We start from the raw sequence: 18,914 nt of genomic DNA, 5'->3' as shown, positions 1-18,914 counted from the left end.
TATTATTACGGGAATCAAACAACCCGGCCGCCTCCGTTGTTATAAAAGTCCTTGAAGTACAAACTGTACATTCCCGCTTACAGCCGGATGATTCAGCATCAAAAACTGGTCACCACATTCTTCATCACTAAACCCTACAATTATGTCTTTCGATTTACTGGAAAGCGCCAAAAGTATTTTCAACAACAATGTCGTTAGTCAGGCTTCCTCGCAACTTGGAGAAAGTGAAGGTGGCATTCAGAAAGCCATCAGCGGTATCATACCGGTTGTACTGGCCGGCCTTCTCAACAAGGCAGGGTCCTCCGGAAGTGCCGGCGGTTTACTCGACCTCGTGAAGGGAGTGGCAGGTGATGCCAACCCTTCGGCCATTACCGGCGCACTGCAGGGCGGTACGGGAGGCTTGCTCAGTAAAGGCGCCGAACTGTTACGCAGCTTGTTTGGCGACAAAGTAGGTTCCATTACCGGCATGTTATCTTCTTTTGCCGGTATCAAGGAATCATCTGCCAATACCTTGCTACAGTCAGCAGCACCGGCAACGCTGGGTACAGTAGGACAATACGCTGCCCAAAACAATCTGTCTCCCAATTCCTTTCTTTCCCTGCTTGACTCACAAAAAGATAAAATACTGGGCGCCATACCTGGTGGACTGAACATTGCCGGTATACTTGGCCTGGCCAACATCGGCGACCTCGGTAAAAAACTCGGCAGCCTGCTGCACATGGATACCGCCACTACTACCGGCGGCGCCGTAAATATCAAACCGGACGCAAAACCCGGCAGCAGCCGCTGGATATGGTCCCTGCTGCTCATCCTCATTGCCATCATCCTGTTGTGGTACCTGATGCGCGGTTGCGGCGCTAATAAACACGACGGCACTCCGGTTACGGATAGCGTTACCACCAGCCAGCTTGCAGATTCAGCTGCTATGACCGTTACAGAAGGCGGCCCGGTAGTTACCCGCGAAAGTATCAAAGTAACCCTCCCCGACGGCGCTGTACTGGATGCGTATAAAGGAGGTATAGAAGATCAGCTGGTAGTATTCCTGAAAGACGACAGCCGCGCGGCAGGCAAAGATGTATGGTTTGATTTCGATAACCTCAACTTCAAAACCGGCAGCGCTGAACTGACAGAAGAAAGTATGAAACAGGTAGGCAATATTGCCGCTATTATGAAAGCATTCCCCAAAGCCAAGATAAAGATCGGTGGCTATACCGACCGCACAGGCGACAGCACCATTAACCTGCGGCTGTCTAAAGAACGCGCTGAATCGGTGGTCACTGCATTAAAGAAGAGTAACACCAACACGGCACAGTTACTCGGCGCTGAAGGCTATGGTTCGCAGTTTGCAAAGGCAGCTGCTGATGCACCTGAGGAAGAAAAGAAAAAAGACCGGCATATTTCCGTTAGTGTACGCGAAAAATAAATTCATATAAATACGAAGGGAAGGCCATCCAGCCTTCCCTTTTTTTATTCTTTCACCAGCACCAGCCGGCTCCTGTCTGCTCTTAGCATAGTGGCATAAAACTTCACCAGTTCCGGGTAGTCTGCCGCCGGGAAGATCCCGGCCTTCCTTTCCATTTTTCGTATATAGCTCAGCGTATTTCCCTTGATAAAAACCGCGGCATTATAACTGCCAAATTTAGCGGTTACGGCCACCGGCGCCGGTAGCGATTCTGGCTTATATCCCGCCGGCAACGTAATGTTCACCGTATCCACATCCCGGTAAGCAAAATCAATCTTAATATCCGACTTGCGGGTTGCGTCAGGTTCCAGCTTTGCACCATCGCGTGTAAGTATATTGGGAACAAGGAATATTCGTTTGCCCGTTACCGTTGCATAGTTGTTTCCTTTGATGTCCAGTTTCTCTTCAATGGAAGGAATAGGTGTGTTCAGCTCAGTGCAGTGGTAATTACTGATATCATAACTGGAAAGATTCAGTCCTTTCCGTTTCATTTCCAGTTGCTTTTCCTGGCTCAGTGAATGCAGCATGTTATGCAAATCATCCTGTTGCAGCCCACTGTAAACAGTCGTCGATTTAATATCAATGTTACCGGCAGAGTCAATAACAGCATTCACATGACGAATCTGTTCATTGCAATCCATTCCATATACAGGAGTGCGTATTAATTTACTGTCGGTTGCATCTACCAACAATACTGGCCGGTTGTCTGTAAACTGACTCAGGTAGCCGGCAGGAAGCGTGTTACTGGTACATTCCAGCCAGGTGGTATCTTTCTCTCCCGGCACGCAAAGGATCACATGATTAAATTGGGACGACGGGAAATCTTCACGCAGGGTATGCTCACCTTCTCCTGATTTTACTAGCACACAGTTGGATTTAATCCCGGCTTCTTTTAACATCGCCATCATATAGTTTGACAATGCCTTACAATCACCATAGCCATTAGCGGCTACAGACGCGGCATCAAAGGTTTGCCATCCGCCTATCCCAAAACTTATGCTGATATAACGGTTATTCTGCTGAAGGAACTTATACAGCACCCTGATCTTTTCCTGGCGGCTGTTGATGCCATCTGTCAGTTCACGCACTTTAGCTTTGATATTATCAGGCAACACGTCCCGTCCTTCATTGAGCTTGTATATAAAGCTTCCAAAATCTTTCCAGGTAGTCATTTTGCCCTTATAGCGCCCCATCTCGAAATCAGTTGCGCCCAGGAAAATGCTTGGCGTACGTTGGTATAATTCCGCCGGGTAAACCTCATTCTTCAGCGCTGTCAGTTGGTTGATCTCCCAGGTGATGCTTTTGTTGCCTTTATCGGTGGTGATGACAGGTTTACCAGCATAGAGGTAACTGCTGTAACGCAGTTCATAGTTTTCCGGGTAAATAACCGTTAAACGACCCTTTTCTACAGTAGCAAAAATATCATCTTGTGGCTGCCACCTCGGCATTATGGCCGTTGTATTACTACGCGTCTCTGTTTCATACTCCACCGTGTAAGGATACACGTTATGATAGAACTGGTGCAGCTTCGCCCGATCGTCTGTCATCAGACTGCCACCGCCAACAGCACTTACATCGCGCATATCGCTTTGTTTCAAACGTTTCACCAGCTTGCCTCCGGCGTCATATAACGCACCACTGACAGAGCGGATCTCTATCAGCTGATCATAATATACTACCAGTTTCGCATAGTCTGCGCCGGCTTCATCCAACACTGTAATCACCTTATGCGATACCAAACGTATATCCGTGAGATCATTGATTTTCAACGTCTGCTCGTCGAGTCTTATTACCACGTGTGCATTCGCTCTCAGTGAATCAGGAATAGCACTCACGGGATAAACCGGGTCTCCTGCCAGCACCACCTGCGACACAGCAATAAGGAAAAACAGGATCGCTATTGATAATTGCTTACGCATACTTTACTTTTTCTTTTTTAACACAATCTGTTCTGCTTCTTTCTTTACCACCAGATCATAAAAGTCGCGCAGGGTTACATACTCTTCGGGTTCAAAGTTGGCTTTGTTTAATCTTACCCGGCAGCGCAGTTGTATATGATTTTCTACTTGCTGGATAAGGTACTGAAACTGGCCTTCATCTCCATTATAGTTTGCTACTGCTGATTTCGGCATTTCATCTACTACATACCCCTCCGGCACGTCCATATTAAAAGAATACACTTCATCAGATACGCTGTTCATTTCTACGGGGAACTTACGCTCCATTGCTTTAAAGGGATTGCTTTTATGGGCTTCCGACAGCAGCGGGTTGATGTACAACACATCGCCATCGCCAACCTGTAGCTTAAAATCGTACTTTACCATCACGGGCGACTCCAGTTCTTTCAGATCCTCTATCGCCTTATTTTCCAGTTCTATTTCACCGGTATAGGATTTCGTGATCCGCTTAAAGAATTCTTCCGGATCTTCATCTTTTACTGCCGTTCTTATTTTGTAAGAATCAAAGTAGGTAGGCCGTTGCATAAAAGAGCCCGATACCATGCCGTTTTCTATCTTCCCCAGCACAACACTGGTAAACCGTTGTTCTTTCAGGGAATCCGCTCCCAGGATTACCGGGGTGGCAAAGTCATCCAATGCACGGGCGGCGCCGTTGTAACATTCTGCCGGCAGCTTTCCGAAGCCCAGCAAAGGTCTGGAGGCATCCAGTTTCAGGTATTCTTCTCCCAGGTTTACACCGGCAATCACATAATTAAAGTGGGTATACAAAGGATAAAACTGGTATACATATCCGTTGCTGCGGGTACTCAGCAGTAATGGGGTAGCAAAAAGGTTGGCTTTCTTCAGCATAGCCACCAGCAACATGTTGATGTCGGACACATTCCCGTTCTTTGAATTAAAAACGGTTTTTAGTGATTTTTCCATCCACAGGGCGTTGTGATCGGTGCAGATGAAATTATCGCGGACCCAGGTATATATTTTCTGTACTTTTTCCTTATCGGTTTTAGCGTCTTTTACCAGTTCGTCTACTTTATCAGAAAGGAAGCCATTGTAGGTAGTCAGCACTTTACCCAGTTCTTCCTGTTTCATCAGGTCTTTCATCAGATCCTCCCAGGTACTTTGTACCGGCTTGCGCGGCTCTCCCGGCCAGTTGTAGGCAGACAACTGGAATTCCACCCGGTTTACATAGTTATCGGTAGTGGTGATATAACTCTCTTCGTTAATCGGCGGCACATCTTTCAGCGCCCACTTATAAGTGGTGATGGAAGGCGTTACCGTTACCATGTTGGAAGGGCCGGTAGCTCCATGCGACTCATTGCGGAAGGTAAAAGTGGAACGGGAATACGTTTTTGTTTTTACCACATATGGCTCATATCCCTGCGGGATGAGCATATAGTCGAAGTACTCCGGGATGGCCACACTGTACTCGCTCCACAGGCGGGGATATAGCCCCTGGAAATTCCAGGCCCGCAAGTGCCGGTAAAAAGGGGAGGCTATCGTGTAAGTGTATTCAATGATAGTGCCTTCCTTTACTGCAGGCAGGGTGAATTTCTTTATCAGCAGGGATTTATCCTGTTTGTCGTTGAATACGTTTTTGCTCTCCATTTTTGTTTCCACCACTTGGCCGTTTTCGAGGTTGTAGGCAGCTGCTTTCAGGTTCAGCAACTTCTCTTCCGACGATTCTGATTTGTATATCGGCACCAGAACGGTAGCTACATCATAGCCGTTTTGATCAACGATTTTAATGCGCCGGTGTACTTTATACACGAGGCGAAGGTCGTTTCCATCCGACTCAAAAATAGAGGAGCCGATTTCAGACAGGATGATGGCGTGGGCGCCGGTATCTTTCTCTGATCTCTTAATAGCAAATTCTTCTTTGGAAACTTTACCAAATTTCATCTTACTTCCGTCCTGGGCAAAGGAGGACAGGGCGAACAAACAGCTGACAATGGGCGCCAGCATAACAAAGGTATAGCGCATACAGTTAACAGGCATATGGGATATATATGCGGATCGAAGATATAAATAATATGTTAATTTTGCCCGGATGACCCACACTTTATTCATAAAAGAGCTGGCGAAAGAGTTAGGATTTGACCATTGCGGCATTGCGAAGGCGGTGCAGCTGGATGACGATGCCCGCCGGCTGGAAACATGGCTGAATAAAGGTATGCATGGCAATATGCAGTATATGGAGCATCATTTCGACAAAAGGATAGATCCGCGTAAGCTGGTAGACGGCGCGCAGTCGGTGATCACCCTGTTATTTAACTATTTTCCTTCCACACAGCAGCGAGCCGACGCCCCACGCATCTCCAAATACGCCTACGGGCAGGATTATCATGAAGTGATACGGGCGCGGCTGAAAACGATGTTACTGCGCATGCAGGAACGTATAGGCCCTGTTCAGGGCAGGGGATTTGTGGATTCCGCCCCCGTGCTGGAACGCGCCTGGGCCACCCGCAGCGGATTAGGCTGGATCGGTAAAAACGGGAACCTGATCCATAAACAGGCCGGCTCCTTTTTCTTTATAGCTACCCTGATTACCGACATTGAACTGGAATACGACGGCCCGGTGGCCGACTACTGCGGCTCCTGTACCCGCTGCCTGGACGCCTGCCCCACAGAAGCACTGGTAGCGCCGGGCGTAGTGGATGGCAGCAAATGTATTTCCTACTTTACCATAGAACTGAAAGAACAGCTGATCCCCGATAAAATGAAGGGACAATTTGATAACTGGATGTTTGGTTGCGATACCTGCCAGGATGTTTGCCCGTGGAACCGCTTCTCCAAAGCCAGCCAGGAAGCGGCATTTACCCCTGTGCCGGCGATCCTGAACTTTTCTACCCGCGACTGGGAAGAGCTGACAGAAGAAGCTTTTAAAGACATCTTCCGTCACTCCCCCCTTAAACGCAGTAAGTTTGCCGGTATCAGGAGAAACATCAACTTCCTGAACACCTAGCGGCTGAACAAAATTATCCAGCCAGGGAAAAATAATATGGCTCCCGGATGTTTTTTCCTTTTTTTTAAATAATGTTTGCTAATTTCTTGACAATCGTTTTAGCTTCACCTACTTTTGTATAGCAAGAGGCTGGCTACCCCGTAAAACCGCAAAATATCATTTATCATATACCGGCTATGCCGGATTTTAGCTGACTAACTTTTTATGGACCTGAGTGCCATAACGTGGAATTTTAGCAATAAAGGTCGAATTCTTTCGACCTTTCTTTTTTTATATCTGTTTTATACTATATTGCTGCGCAATTATAATAATTGTCAGACCAACAATTTTTCAACCAGGTAAGGTGTGTGTACATGCGGAAGCGGGTCTTAATATTTATCTTGTTATTCCTCGTTACTTCGGTAATGCGGGGGCAAACACTCCCCTATCAGTTCAACCGGATTGATATCAACCAGGGCCTGTCCAACAACCAGGTCAACTGTGTTTTCAGGGATAGTATGGGCTTTATGTGGATTGGTACCGTATCAGGGCTGAACCGGTTTGATGGGTATCACTTCACCGTATACCAGCACGATCTGCGCGACACCACCTCTGTTACAGATAATAACATCAACAAAATCATGGCCGGCCCGGGGCAGCAACTCTGGATACGGACCCGTTCCGGCATCAATATCTATGATCCGGTAACCACCCGTTTTAACCGGCGCCCCGAAAAGATTCTCAGCCAATGGGGCTTTTCCGGGAATGTGGTAACAGATATTGTGCATGACCCGTCCGGCGGATACTGGTTCCTGCACCCCACCGCAGGGGTGTTCCTGGTAGATGCCGGCAACAAGGCGCAACAATTCACCCATACCAACGACGACGGCAGCATCGGCACCAACAGCGTATCGGCTCTCCTGCCTGGCAAAGCCGGTCATTACTGGCTGCTCCACAGCAATGGCTTACTGGAAAAAATGGATGCCCGCAACCACCGCATTATTTACCGCAACAATACACTCGTTCGCCCGGAAATCACCGGCAACAGCTGGTCTATGGCGGCAGATGCCGACGGCGACCTGTGGCTGTTCAGCACTAATGAAGACAACGGCGTTTACTTTTTTGATGTGCGTACCCAACAGTTCCGGCATATCGATCAGCGTACTCCCGGGCTCACGCTGAACAATAATATCGTAAGAGGCATTGTTCCGGACAACAACGGGTTGATATGGATAGGCACCGATCATGGCGGCATTAACATCATTAATAAAAAAACACAAAGCGTCCGTTATATTGAGAATATCAATGAAGATAACCGCAGCCTGAGCCAGAACAGTATCACTACCCTTTATAAAGATAATACCGGCATTATATGGATCGGGACCTTTAAAAAAGGACTGAACTATTACCATGAAAACATGGTAAAATTCCCGCTCTACCAGTATCAGGCGTATAGCCGTAACAGTTTGCCCTACAACGATGTAAACCGGTTTGTGGAAGATGCAGCAGGCAATTTATGGATAGGTACCAACGGCGGCGGCCTGATTTACTTTGACCGCAGCCGCAACACCTTTACCCAATACAGGCACGATGCCGGCAACAACAACAGCATCGCGGGAAATGTAATTGTAAGTCTTTGTATAGATCACAACAAACAGCTATGGGTAGGCACCTACTTCGGAGGGCTGGACCGCTTCGACGGCAGCCGCTTTATCCACTACAAACATAACCCGGCCGATAGCACCAGTATCAGCGACAACAGCGTATGGGAAATACTGGAAGATAGTCGCCACCAGCTGTGGGTAGGCACCCTGGGCGGCAGCCTTAACCGGATGGAACCCGCTACCGGCCGGTTCGAACATTTCCCGCAGGTAAAGTCAAAGTACATTGCCGCCCTGCTGGAAGACCGACAGGGCAACCTCTGGATAGGTACTTCCGACGGCCTCGATGTACTGCACCTGGCCACCGGGGCCTTCAAACATTACAATAACCTGCCCGGCGAGAGCGGCAGCCTGAGTCATAATAACGTGGTATGCATTTTCCAGGACAGCCAGCAACGCATCTGGATAGGCACCCGGGAAGGACTGGACCTCTTCCATCCAAAAAACAATAACTTCCGCACCCTCCGCAAAGAAGACGGTCTCCCGGACAACTCCATCCTGAACATCCTGGAAGCCAACGATCACAGCTTGTGGATGAGCACTCCCAATGGCTTGTCCAATATGACCGTCGGATCTGATGCCTTTACCTTTAAAAACTATGATGAATCCGACGGGCTGCAGGGGAAAGATTTCAACGAAAACGCTGCGCTGAAAACCAGCCGCGGGGAGCTGATCTTCGGCGGTGGCAACGGCTTTAACCTGTTTTATCCAAACGCCATCGCCCTCAACAACAACATCCCGCCCGTAGTACTCACCGATCTGCAGATCTTTAATAAAAGCATACTGCCGGGCGAAAAGATCAATGGACGCGTATTGCTGAAAGCCGCGATTCCCGAAACACAAAGCATCACCCTGAAACATGGTGAAAATGTGTTCTCCATTGAATTTGCCTCCCTGAATTATTTCCACCCGGAAAAAAACAGGTATGCCTATATGCTGGAAGGATTTAATAAAGACTGGCTATATACCGACGGCCTCCAAAGGAAAGCCACCTTCACCAACCTCGATCCGGGTGAATATACCTTTAGGGTAAAAGCTTCCAATAACGACGGCGTATGGAATGAAAAAGGAATCGCCCTGAAAATAAAAGTACTTCCGCCCTTCTGGAAAACCTGGCCCGCCTTCCTGGGCTATGTGCTGCTGATACTGGGCGCCCTGCTGCTGGCCCGCCGCATCATCCTGGAAAGGGAAAGGCTGAAGTTCAGGATGGAGCAGCAAACGCAGGAAGCCGCGCGCATGCACGAACTGGATGCCCTGAAGATCCGCTTCTTCACCAACGTAAGCCACGAATTCAGAACGCCGCTCAGCCTGATCATCACCCCGCTGGAAAAGATCATCCGGCAAACATCCGAAAGCGGCTTAAAAGTACAGCTGGAACTGATGCAGCGGAATGCACGGCGCTTACTCAACCTGGTGAACCAGTTGCTCGACTTCCGTAAAATGGAAGTCCAGGAAATAAAACTCCACGCCGCAGAAGGCGATATCATCGGTTTTATAAAAGATCTTACCGGGTCATTTTCTGACCTGTCAGAGAAAAAGCATATCCAGCTTAACTTCCAGAGCAATGTTCAGGAACTGAAGATGTTGTACGATGCAGATAAAATTGAGAAGATCATCTTTAACCTGCTCTCCAATGCCTTTAAATTTACACCTGAAGATGGCAGTATATCCGTTCACGTTAGTTACCAGGAAACAACCGCGCAACTGGAAATTGCCGTGAAAGATAATGGTATTGGTATTCCCCCGGAGAAACAGGAGTATATTTTTGAAAGGTTCTTTCAACATGAAATACCGGCTTCTATGGTAAACCAGGGCAGCGGGATCGGGCTATCTATTACAAAGGAGTTTGTAAAAATGCATGGCGGCAGCATTACAGTAGACAGTGCGCCGGAAATGGGCAGTTGCTTTACAGTGTACCTGCCGGTTAAAACAGCTACCGTTGCTGTTCCCGGAGTTGTACAGGAAACGATTCGTACTACCACTGCCGTTACACCGGCCGCCGCCATAAACAGCAACTCAAAAAAACCGGTGATCTTACTGGTAGAGGATAATGAGGATTTTCGTTTTTATCTGAAAGATAACCTTACGCAGTACTTTCAGGTTATAGAAGCAGAAAACGGGCTTGCAGCCTGGAAAGTGCTGCAGCAAACACTCCCGCACCTGATTGTCAGCGATATTTCCATGCCGGAAATGGATGGACTCGAATTGTGTAAAAAGGTACGCGCCCAGCAACGCACCGCACACTTGCCCATTGTGTTGCTCACCGCCAGGGCCGAAGAGGCCCAGCAACTGGAAGCGCTGGAAACCGGCGCATCCGACTACATCACAAAGCCTTTTAACTTCGAGGTATTACTTTCGCGGATTAAAAACATTATCTCCCAGCAATCATCTCTCAGAAAAACATTCCAGCAGTATATAGAAGCCAACCCCGGAGAAGTAGCTGTTTCATCTGCCGATGAACAATTTATCCAGCAGGCTTTGCAAATTGTAGAGAAGAATATCTCCAATCCCGACTTTTCGGTAGAAGAACTGAGCAGGGCGCTTTTTATGAGCCGGGTATCTGTATATAAAAAGATCCTGGCCCTCACCGGCCGGTCGCCCATTGAATTTATCCGGAGCATCCGTTTAAAGCGCGCCGCGCAGCTGCTCGAAAAAAGCCAGCTTACCGTGGCCGAGGTAGCCTATGAAGTTGGGTTTAACAACCCAAAATACTTTACAAAGTATTTCAAGATGGAATACAATGTACTCCCCTCCGTTTACGGAAAGAAGAAATAATACCCTACTTCAATTATACATCATCCCGTAAAACAACAAATCTGCCCCATTAAATAACGAAATGCGCCCCCTGCCTACGGGGGGCAATGGATAATTTTGTGTGACTGACTATTAAACCTCACTATGTTCAAGCAAAACTTTAAACGAAGCAACCGCCTGTATCTGCTGATTGAAATCCTGCTGTATTGCGTGATCACCGTGTCGCTCATCGGGCTCTTCTTATTATAATGGGCTTAAAACCAGCCCGTTCCCCCGCCGCATGTTAACATTTAATGCCCTAACCGTAATCAATTCATCACCCATTTGACGCAACGGGTTAACATAATCACCCTACATCTTAAACATATCCCTACCCTCTGATTCCGGGGCTCCCTTTACATTTGTTTTCACACGTTTTGAAGTAACACGTTTTGAAAATACATCGCGGGTACCACACCCGTAATTGTAACAACCACGTTCAACCAACGAAAAAAATCCGTTCAAATATGCAGATAAAGAGGGCGATACCGATCGTACTAATGACGTTCCTCACTTCCTGGTGTTATGCCGGTCAGGTGGAAAAACTGTCTGATGGCCTGTTGATTCATTTAAAAAATCCCGCCCGGAACGGCGCCAGGCAGGTGAAGTTACAGGTGGTCTCCGATAAGGTGATCCACGTAACCGCCACCCCCGATGATCATTTCACCGGATCTCCCAGCCTCATGGCCGTAGATGCGCACGGTAATGCCATCAAGTGGGATTCGGAAGAACGAAATGAAACCGTGACGTTAAAAACAGCCAGCATTACCGCCACCGTGGCACTGAATACAGGAGTTGTAGTATTCCGCGATAAAGCCGGCAACATTATATTACAGGAACAGTCAGGCGGCGGCAAAAGCTTTACACCGGTTACCATTGATAATAAATCTCTATACCGGATTCAACAAGTATTTGAATCGCCCGCCAATGAAGCGTTTTATGGACTCGGGCAACATCAGACCGGTTTAATGAACTACAAAAACCAGGACGTGGATCTTACACAGTACAACTCTGTGGCCGCTGTACCGTTTGTAGTGTCCAGCCGTAACTATGGTATTTTATGGGATAACTATTCCATTACCCGTTTTGGCGACAACCGTCCCTATAAACAAATGTCCGAATTACACTTAATGTCTGCCGATGGAAAACCTGGATTCAGTGCTACCTACGGCGACCGTTATAATAATACGGTATATGTAAAAGCGGTGGAAGATAAAATTGATTATGAATTCCTGGATCGCCTGTCGTCGCTGCCAGCCGCCTTTCCAATGGTAAAAGGGAAAGTAACCTGGGAAGGTACGGTGAATGCAGATGAAACCGGTGAATACAAATTCTTCATGACCACCTCCGGCTACACCAAAGTATGGATCAATGGCCAGCTGCAACTGGACCGGTGGAGAGAAAGCTGGAATCCCGGCGCTTCTGTTTTCCGGTGTCTCCTTCAAAAGAGACAGCCCACTACCGTAAAAGTGGAATGGATCCCGGAAACCGCCCAATCCTTTATCTCACTTAAATTCCTTCCTCCCACACCCGCTGAAGGAGCAGATAAAATGCAGCTGACTTCAGAAGCAGGCGAAAAAATCGACTACTACTTTATGTATGGTCGAGATATGGATGAAGTGATCAGCGGCTACCGGCAGGTAACCGGCAAAGCCACTATGATACCACGCTGGGCGCTGGGTTTCTGGCAAAGCCGGGAACGCTACAAAACACAGGACGAGATTGAAAATACTGTAGCGGAATTCCGCAAAAGAAAAATTCCGCTGGACAATATTGTACTGGACTGGAGTTACTGGAAGCAGGACGAATGGGGTAGTCAACAGTTTGATCCCGCCCGTTTTCCCGATCCCGCCGGTATGATCAGCCGCCTGCACAAACAATACCATACCAACTTTATGATCTCCGTATGGCCAAAGTTTTATGAAGGCATCGATAACTATAAACTGTTCGACAGCAAAGGCTGGTTATACAAACAGAATATTAAAAACAGGCAACGCGACTGGATAGGTAACGGTTACGTATCTACGTTTTACGATGCCTTTAACCCGGAAGCGCGCAAATTGTTCTGGAGCCTGTTGCAGAAAAACCTGCTCAGTAAGGGCGTAGACGCCTGGTGGCTCGATGCCACAGAGCCGGATATCTTATCCAATGCGTCTATCGAAGAACGTAAAACACTCATGAATCCCACGGCGCTGGGATCAGCTACACAATACTTCAACACCTATGCGCTCGTAAATGCCCAGGGTATTTATGAAGGACAACGGGCCGCCAAACCGGATCAGCGTGTGTTTATCCTTACCCGCTCCGCCTACGCGGGGCTGCAGCGCTATGCCGCCGCCACCTGGAGCGGTGATATCGCTGCCACCTTTGAAGAGTTCAAAAGACAGATCCCCGGCGGGCTGAACTTCAGTTTGTCAGGTTTGCCTTACTGGACTACAGACATCGGAGGTTTTTTTGTGGAAGATAAATATGATCAGCCTGACCCGCAGGGGCCTGCACTGGAAGAATGGAGAGAACTCAATACACGCTGGTTCCAGTATGGGGCTTTCTGCCCGCTGTTCCGTTCACACGGGCAATATCCTTACCGTGAAATGTTCAACATTGCGCCCGACAGCAGCGTAGCGTACCAGTCGATGCTATACTACGACCAGCTGCGTTACCGTCTGCTGCCTTACATCTACTCCGTGGCAGGTAACACCTACCATCACGACTATACGATGATGCGCGGCCTGGTGATGGATTACGGTCAGGATACAGCGGTGCTGAATATCCGCGACCAGTATATGTTTGGTCCTTCGCTGCTGGTAAACCCTGTAACGGAGTACCATGCCCGCAGCCGGGAACTGTACCTGCCTGCAGGCAATGGCTGGTACGATTTCTATACCGGAAAATATGAAACAGGTGGTCAGCATATTACCGCAGCAGCGCCTTTGCAGCGAATGCCTTTGTATGTAAAAGAAGGCGCTATCCTGCCGGTAGGTCCCGCACTGCAATACACCAGTGAGCGCAAGGCCGATACCATACAGCTGTATGTGTATACCGGGAAAAACGGGGAATTTAACCTGTATGAAGATGAAAATAATAACTACCAATACGAGAAAGGCGCTTTCAGCAACATTTCCTTCAAATGGAATGAGGCCGCGAAAACACTCACGATAGGACAACAGGAAGGTCGTTTTCCGGGCATGCTGCAGCAAAGGTATTTCCTGGTAACATTTGTAGGTAAACAAACCACTGCAGGACCGGACATCCACAATAAGAAAGGTGAAATGATAACATATAATGGAATAGCAAAAACGGTCCGGGCCATCTGACCTGGACCACTTCTTCTGAAAACATTCAAACATTATTCACACTCCTTTGCCTAAATAAAACACGTTAAACATGAAAATCTGGTACACAATCAGCAATTATTTTCCGCGGCAAACCGTCTTAAAGGCGCTTGCTGTATGTAGTTTGGCTACAGCGGCGCAACCGGCACTGCACGCAGCTGCCAATAACGGGAAGGCATATACGCAACCTGTAAAACAGGCTATTACGGGCAAGGTAACCGACACCAAAGATGGTGCTCCCTTACCCGGCGTTAATATCATTGTAAAAGGAACTACCCGTGGCACCGTAACAAACGTAAATGGAACTTTTACCCTGCAGGCCGATCCCGGAGAAATACTCGTGGTGTCGCTGGTAGGTTATAACAAACAGGAAGTACCGGCACAGGCGGGCCCAATGGCAATACGGCTGGAATCCGCTTCCACGGGGCTGGATGAACTGGTAGTGGTAGGTTATGGCGCACAAAAGAAAAAAGTAGTGACCGGCGCCACGGTACATTTAAACAACGACGACCTGATAAAAAACCACGCCATCAGCGTGGAACAATCCTTACAGGGACAAGCACCCGGCGTACAGGTAACATCTAACTCCGGCCAACCGGGAGATGCGCTGAAATTCACAATCCGTGGTATCGGCACCAATGGGGATTCCCGGCCGTTGTTCATCATTGATGGCTTTCCGGCAGATGATATCTCCTTCCTCAATCCAAATGATATCGCCAGCATAGATGTGCTGAAAGATGCCGCCTCCACTGCCATTTATGGAACCCGCGCAGCAAATGGTATCGTGATGATCACCACCAAAAAAGGCCGCGCCGGTAAAATGAATGTCAGCTTCGACGCTTCCTACGGATTACAGAATCCTGCCCGCAAACTGGACCTCCTGAATGCACAGCAGTATGCCAACCTCATGAATGAAGCGTCCATCAACTCCGGTTCTGTGCCTATCTATACACCGGACTCTATTGCGAAACTGGGTACAGGACCCGACTGGCAGAAAGCAGCCACCAATAAAAATGCGCCTATTCAAAATTATAGCCTGAGTCTTTCCGGTGGTAACGAAAAATCCGTTTTCTCCTCGTCTTTTTCTTTCCAGGGACAGCAAGGCGTAATGGGGCTTCCCGGCAGGTCTAATTTTGAAAGAACTTCATTCAGGATCAATTCAGAACACAAGTTGTATAAAGACCTGATCAAAACAGGTGAGAACCTCACGTTTGCGCATACACGCCAACGCGGTATTGGTACAGGCAATATCTACAATAACTCTATCCGTGGTTTATTAAATGCTACTCCCATTTACCCGGTGTACAATGCAGATGGCAGCTATGGTAAATCGCCTTATGCAGACGAACCCAACCCGATCGGCTCTATCGACTATACACAAAACAATCAAACCATTACCGACAGGATCATTGGTAACATCTATGCAGAAGCCATCCTGGTCAAAGGATTGACCCTCCGCACAGATTTTGGCGCAGATATTTCGTATAACTATAATAATGCTTTTATTCCCGTATATAACCTGGGAACCAATAACAGCAATGAACATTCTTTTGCCAGTCAGGGTATGTACCGCAACCTCACCTGGAACTGGGATAACACCCTCACCTACCAGCTCACCACCGGCAAACATAACCTGAATGTAATGGTGGGTACCACCGCAAAAAAATACGAAGGCTATAATGTAAGTGGTAGTAAAACAGACCTGATCATTGCCGACTTTGATCATGCCATTATTGATAACGGCAGAAATGATTCTACCCGTAAAGTATTCGGCACAAGAAGTATGAATGCCCTCCAATCTTACTTTGGCAGGGTGTTTTACAGCTACGACGACAAATACCTGCTCACCGCCACCCTCCGCCGGGATGGTTCCACCAAGTTCGGCGCCAACAACCGCTATGGCTACTTCCCCTCCTTTTCTGCCGGATGGATTGTTACCAACGAATCGTTCCTCAAAAACAGCAACTGGATCAACTTCCTGAAGATCCGCGGCGGATGGGGACAAAACGGTAGTGACAGGATAGATGACTTCAGGTACCTGGCTACCATCAACTCTACTTACCGCGATTACTATTTCAACGGGCAAAAAGCAATCGGCGCCTCTCCAGATAAAATACCTAATCCTGATTTACACTGGGAAGCTTCCGAACAAATCGACCTGGGATTTGATGCCACGTTGTTCAAAGACCTGACCGTAACATTCGACTGGTACCAGAAAAATACCCGCGACTGGCTCGTAACCGCTCCTATACCAGATCTCGTGGGTACCGGCGCGCCTACCATTAACGGTGGTAATATCCAGAACAAGGGTATTGAACTTGGCATTAACTACAACCACCGGTTTGGAGAAGTGACCATTGGTATTGGCGGCAACATTGCCTTCAATAAAAACACCGTGATAGATATTCCTAACCAGGAAGGCGTATTGCATCCTTCTTATAACGGCGTACTCTCCTCCAACATGGATGAATACTTCCGTGCGCAGAATGGAATGCCTATTGGTTATTTCTATGGCTTGAAAACAGCCGGTATCTTCCAGAACCAGGCAGAAATTGATGCCTACACCAGCAAAAGCGGTCAGAAAATACAGCCAGGCGCACAACCCGGCGATGCCCGCTTTGTAGATCTGAACGGCGACGGCGTAATCAATGGCGATGATAAAACAAAAGTGGGTGATCCCAATCCTACACAAACGTATGGTATCTCCTTATCTGCAGGCTGGAGAGGATTTGACCTGAGTGTATTGCTGAGCGGCGTAGGCGGCAACGATATTGTGGATGGAACAAGAGCGTACGACCGTTTTTATAACAACTATACCACGGCTGTTTTCGACCGCTGGCATGGGGAAGGTACTTCCAACAGCACGCCCCGTGTAACGCTGGGCAATGAAGCCAATCAGAACTACACCCGTTTCTCTGATCTGTATGTACACAATGGCGCGTTCCTCCGTGTAAAGAGCATCAACTTTGGATACGACCTTAAGAAAACATTACTGAAACGGTTACCTGTTCAGCAGCTCCGGTTATATGTATCCGGGCTGAATGTATTTACGTTTACCCATTACCGTGGGTTGGATCCTGAAGTGGGCTATGGTATCGACAGCTGGTCATCTGGTACCGACCTCGGCTATTTTCCACAGCCAAGAACTGTTTTATTCGGTCTTAATGTTAAATTTTAAACTCCGGCAATCATGAAGAAAATAATAGCAGCTATCATCATAACGGGGTTAATGAGTTCCTGTTCCAAAAGTTTCCTGGAAACATTGCCCATCAATACAATTACTGAAGAAGACTTTTATAAAACTCCGGGAGATGCCTACCAGGGACTGGTTTCCGCGTACAGCGTATTAAACTGGGATGGTTATGGCAACATTGCGCTAAGCTCAGAAATTGCTTCTGACGATTGCTTTGGCGGCGGTGGCGCTTCCGACAACGGTTGGAACCAGTGGGATAAGAGCATTAAGATGAATGACCTCAACAGCAATGCCTGGAAGAAATACTACACCGGTATTTACCGCGCCAATAAACTGATCCAGAAAATTGAGGCAGTAGATTTTAAGGGAGATGACGTCACTAAAAACCGTTATATAGGTGAGGCTCATTTTCTGCGGGCTTACTTTTACTTTGACCTGGTGCGTATGTTTGGTCATGTGCCATTGATCACCGCGCCGCTGGAACCAGGTAACTACAGCATCCCACAGGCCAACCCGGATAGCGTATACATGCTGATTGCCAACGACCTGAAACTGGCTGCAGCTAATATTCCGGCTACCCCTTTTACCAGCATTCCTTCGGGCGAATATGGCAGGGTTACCAAATGGGCTGCTGAAGCCTTGCTGGGCAGGGTATTCCTGTACTATACCGGCTACTACAACAAGCCTGATATTGCCGGTGTATTTTCACAGGCAGATGCTATTGCCGCCATTGAAGATGTGATCAACAACAGCGGATACAGTCTTGTTCCAAAATACCAGAACCTGTTCCGCGCTTCCGCGGAAAGCACCACTGCCTACGCCGGTCAGAACAATGCAGAAGGCGTGTTCACCATTCAGTATACTTATCTCGGCATGGGCGATCAAAACCAGCAGAACGGTAACCGCATGCAGGTGATGATCGGTATCCGTTCACAAATACTGGGACCATATTACAAGGGATGGGGCGGCGCTACCGTAAATGAGGCACTCTTTCATTCCTATGCTCCCGGCGACAGCAGGCAAACGGCTTCCATTATTTCTATTGCAGGAGAAGGATATGCAAATACTTATAAGCTGGATGATCAGGCGCAATACACCGGCTTCTTTATAAAAAAATATACCCCGCTGAAAGATAAAAATGCAGATGACCTGGGTGGTAGTTTTCAGTGGGACAATTTCGACAACTATATGGTGATCCGTTTTGCAGATGTGTTGCTGATGGGTGCAGAATTAAATCTCACGGCGAATGCAGGCAAAGCGCAGGGTTATATCGACCGTGTGCGTGACCGTGCATTTGGCGATCAAACTCATCGCATTACCCTCAGCAATAAAACACAGATCATGCAGGAACGCAAGCTGGAACTGGCGCTGGAAGGGCATCGTTACTGGGATCTGCTGAGGCAGGGTATGGCTGTAGCCAAACAGGCAATAGATAATACTTCTCCCCAGCCGGGTTTCAACGTAAGCTTCCGCACGGAAACAAATGGTTTATTCTCTATTCCTGAAACACAGATCAATTTATCAAACGGTACGCTCAAACAAAACACCGGCTGGTGATATTGTCCACTTTAAAA

At 47.9% G+C, this 18,914-nt stretch carries 8 protein-coding genes; 6 read left to right on the top strand and 2 right to left on the bottom strand.

Annotation, left to right across the window (positions count from 1 at the left end; translation table 11 throughout):
- Positions 1 to 142: 142 nt before the first annotated feature.
- On the top strand, positions 143 to 1,423 hold the full coding sequence (locus tag ACMXI2_RS07630; protein ID WP_483781103.1) for an OmpA family protein: 1,281 nt from the start codon (positions 143 to 145) through the stop codon (positions 1,421 to 1,423).
- Positions 1,424 to 1,467: 44 nt separating this feature from the next.
- Here ACMXI2_RS07630 and ACMXI2_RS07625 read toward each other — a convergent pair whose 3' ends face one another.
- Positions 1,468 to 3,381, bottom strand: coding sequence for a DUF3857 domain-containing protein (locus ACMXI2_RS07625; protein ID WP_483781102.1), 1,914 nt, complete (start codon positions 3,379 to 3,381; stop codon positions 1,468 to 1,470).
- Positions 3,382 to 3,384: 3 nt separating this feature from the next.
- Positions 3,385 to 5,415: a transglutaminase family protein gene (locus tag ACMXI2_RS07620; RefSeq protein ID WP_483781101.1), complete on the bottom strand. Its 2,031-nt coding sequence runs from the start codon at positions 5,413 to 5,415 to the stop codon at positions 3,385 to 3,387.
- A 52-nt stretch (positions 5,416 to 5,467) separates the two neighbouring features.
- Between ACMXI2_RS07620 and queG the strand changes: the two genes are divergently transcribed.
- The 5 genes from queG to ACMXI2_RS07595 all read left to right on the top strand — a co-directional run bounded on the left by queG (position 5,468) and on the right by ACMXI2_RS07595 (position 18,897).
- The gene (gene queG, locus ACMXI2_RS07615; protein ID WP_483781100.1) at positions 5,468 to 6,382 is read left to right on the top strand and encodes a tRNA epoxyqueuosine(34) reductase QueG; all 915 of its coding nucleotides are present in this window, start codon (positions 5,468 to 5,470) and stop codon (positions 6,380 to 6,382) included.
- A gap of 380 nt (positions 6,383 to 6,762) precedes the next feature.
- The gene (locus tag ACMXI2_RS07610) at positions 6,763 to 10,797 is read left to right on the top strand and encodes a hybrid sensor histidine kinase/response regulator (protein WP_483781099.1); all 4,035 of its coding nucleotides are present in this window, start codon (positions 6,763 to 6,765) and stop codon (positions 10,795 to 10,797) included.
- A gap of 485 nt (positions 10,798 to 11,282) precedes the next feature.
- Positions 11,283 to 14,129 (top strand): TIM-barrel domain-containing protein, encoded by a 2,847-nt coding sequence (locus tag ACMXI2_RS07605; protein WP_483781098.1) that lies wholly within the window; start codon positions 11,283 to 11,285, stop codon positions 14,127 to 14,129.
- 70 nt (positions 14,130 to 14,199) lie between these two features.
- Positions 14,200 to 17,325, top strand: coding sequence for a SusC/RagA family TonB-linked outer membrane protein (locus ACMXI2_RS07600; RefSeq protein ID WP_483781097.1), 3,126 nt, complete (start codon positions 14,200 to 14,202; stop codon positions 17,323 to 17,325).
- Positions 17,326 to 17,337: 12 nt separating this feature from the next.
- On the top strand, positions 17,338 to 18,897 hold the full coding sequence (locus tag ACMXI2_RS07595) for a RagB/SusD family nutrient uptake outer membrane protein (protein WP_483781096.1): 1,560 nt from the start codon (positions 17,338 to 17,340) through the stop codon (positions 18,895 to 18,897).
- Positions 18,898 to 18,914: the final 17 nt, after the last annotated feature.

This window comes from Chitinophaga sp. G7 BAM 1005, from assembly GCF_057126945.1.
Note: the sequence above shows the minus strand (reverse complement) of the source record. Positions and strands in the feature narration are given on the sequence as shown.

Bases quoted from the DNA above. Each gene is read 5' to 3' on its own strand.
- ACMXI2_RS07595 (WP_483781096.1), top strand. From the start codon at position 17,338: ATGAAGAAAATAATAGCAGCTATCATCATAACGGGGTTAATGAGTTCC.
- ACMXI2_RS07605 (WP_483781098.1), top strand. From the start codon at position 11,283: ATGCAGATAAAGAGGGCGATACCGATCGTACTAATGACGTTCCTCACT.
- ACMXI2_RS07620 (WP_483781101.1), bottom strand. From the start codon at position 5,415: ATGCCTGTTAACTGTATGCGCTATACCTTTGTTATGCTGGCGCCCATT.
- ACMXI2_RS07600 (WP_483781097.1), top strand. From the start codon at position 14,200: ATGAAAATCTGGTACACAATCAGCAATTATTTTCCGCGGCAAACCGTC.
- queG (WP_483781100.1), top strand. From the start codon at position 5,468: ATGACCCACACTTTATTCATAAAAGAGCTGGCGAAAGAGTTAGGATTT.
- ACMXI2_RS07630 (WP_483781103.1), top strand. From the start codon at position 143: ATGTCTTTCGATTTACTGGAAAGCGCCAAAAGTATTTTCAACAACAAT.
- ACMXI2_RS07625 (WP_483781102.1), bottom strand. From the start codon at position 3,381: ATGCGTAAGCAATTATCAATAGCGATCCTGTTTTTCCTTATTGCTGTG.